Source organism: bacterium (genome assembly GCA_026398675.1).
Taxonomy (GTDB): Bacteria; RBG-13-66-14; RBG-13-66-14; order RBG-13-66-14; family RBG-13-66-14; genus RBG-13-66-14.
Genome location: JAPLSK010000390.1, coordinates 1 through 2,049, shown reverse-complemented (window position 1 = coordinate 2,049; position 2,049 = coordinate 1). Strand labels below are relative to the sequence as shown.

3 protein-coding genes and 1 tRNA gene are annotated in these 2,049 nt (G+C 63.5%); all 4 read left to right on the top strand.

Annotated features, from left to right (window positions below; genetic code table 11):
- The coding region (locus tag NTW26_11665) for a GTPase ObgE (protein MCX7022903.1) at positions 1 to 350 on the top strand (350 nt) is incomplete at its 5' end.
- A 79-nt stretch (positions 351 to 429) separates the two neighbouring features.
- Positions 430 to 768 carry a hypothetical protein gene (locus NTW26_11660; GenBank protein MCX7022902.1) on the top strand — a complete coding sequence of 113 codons (339 nt, stop codon included), beginning with the start codon at positions 430 to 432 and terminating at the stop codon, positions 766 to 768.
- Between the two features lie 83 nt (positions 769 to 851).
- A tRNA-Leu gene (locus tag NTW26_11655) sits at positions 852 to 936 on the top strand.
- A 149-nt stretch (positions 937 to 1,085) separates the two neighbouring features.
- Positions 1,086 to 2,042 carry a radical SAM protein gene (locus NTW26_11650; protein ID MCX7022901.1) on the top strand — a complete coding sequence of 319 codons (957 nt, stop codon included), beginning with the start codon at positions 1,086 to 1,088 and terminating at the stop codon, positions 2,040 to 2,042.
- Positions 2,043 to 2,049: the final 7 nt, after the last annotated feature.

Below are 2,049 nucleotides of genomic sequence, written 5' to 3'. Positions count from 1 at the left end.
GCCACATCGAGCGGACACGCATGGTGGCCGTTGTGGTGGACGCCGCGGGCTCCGAGGGGCGCGACCCCGTCGGGGATTTCACCGTCGTGCTCGGTGAATTGAACGTGCACAGCCCCGAGCTGGCGGAGAAGGTCGCCCTGGTCGTCGCCAATAAAATTGACCTGCCCGACGCGGCCGTCAATGTGCAACGGCTGCGGGAAGCCGTCGGATTGCCGGTCTTCCCCATTTCGGCCGTCAGCGGCGCGGGCTGCGACGAACTGCTCGTCGGCCTCGCCCGGGAGCTTGAAGCGCGGGGCCTTTGGACCGCCGGGCTCCCCCCCTCCGACGAGCCCTTCGACCCTCTAAGCTGAGCCCGCCCCCATTTTCCTCGTCTATCGAAGCCGTATCGGGTATAATTGAGACGGGACGGGGATTACCCTGGAGAGCGTCATGCTCCTGCCGGGCTACAACGACAATGTCGAGATCGAAGGCGAGGTGTATCACGTCCAGTCGGAGACCCGCGGCGACGTTGATTCCCCGTACATCGTCACCCTGGTTTTCGTGGCCGGAGGCATCGTCTATCGCCGGAAGACCGAGTGGCTCGGCGCCGTGGACTCCGACGAGGCCCTGATCCAGTTCAAGGATCTCCTGATGGATCAGCACCAGTCGGTCATCGCCGATATCAAGAGCGACAACCTCAAGCGGGTCAGCGTCGAGGAGCAGAAGCAGATAGAGATGGACGAGCGTGAGCTCATCGCCCGCTTCCTCGACGAGTGGGCCAGCGAGTGAACCGTCCCCCCGTGACGGCAAGGTACATTTTTTATTAAAAGGTACTTTTTACTGGCGGGGGGTCATCCCCCGCCATCCGATGAGCGAGAGTGGCGGAACTGGCATACGCGCTGGATTTAGGTTCCAGTGGCTTCGGCCGTGCGGGTTCAAGTCCCGCCTCTCGCACCAGCATGATGCTGGACCCTGTTCCGCGGGGAACGGTTCAGGCCATTCGGGAGCGACCGCCAAGGACTGAGCCTTTTTCGATTCGCCTCTCATCGCTCCGGCACCGACCCCGCTGAATGTAGACCGACGTTGACCACCTCACCCCCCATCCGATGCCCAAACGCATAACCGCCTCCCTCTGCACCCGCTTCGCCAGCCTACGCGACTTCCTGTCGCTGAAACTGACCGGTGCGTACCCCCGCCCCTTCTATGTCCACGTCGAGATAAACAACACCTGCAACCTCGACTGCGTGATGTGCCCCCGGGACCGGCTCACCCGCCGGCTGACCCTGATGGATGATGGGCTCTACCGGAGCGTCGTGCGCCAGCTGGCCGGCAGGGGTATTCGCGTCGCCAAACTCTTCCTCTTCGGAGATCCGCTTTGCCACCCGCGCCTGGAAGAGATGGTGGTGTACGCCGGCGAGCACGGCGTGGACCCCATCATCAACACCAACGCCCTGGTCCTCTCCGAGGAGCGCAGCCGGAAGCTCCTCGATGAGGGGCTGAAAACCATCATCTTCTCCGTGGATGGCGTCACCCCGGAAGTTTTTAGCGAAGTGCGGCGGGGGGGCGATTTGGAGCGGGTGCGGGCCAACATCCTCCGCTTCCTCGAACTGGCTTTCAATCATCAGCCCCGCCCCACCACGGTCATGCAGTACGCCGTCTCTAATATCAACGAGCACGAGGTGGACGCCTTCCGGGCCTTCTGGGAGGGGAAGGTGGACCGGCTCAACTTCACCCGCGTCACCGAGTACGCGGGCATCGAGGGGCTCAAAACCTACGAGTACAAGACGCGGGAGCGGCGCCCCTGTCCGGACACCTGGAGCAAGATGGTGATTCTGGCCGACGGCACGGTGACCACCTGTTGCCTGGACCTGAACGGCGAACTGGGGATGGGCGACGCTTCCGCGACGCCGCTCCGGGAGCTCTGGCGCTCGCCCCGCTGGAGAGCCCTCCGTCGGGCCCACCGGCATTTGAACTTTTCCGCCTATCCCCTCTGCGACGCCTGCCCCATGCCGCTTTTATACGCGGCCAACCTGGTGGACCATTCCGCCGACAACGTCCTGTAAGTCTCAA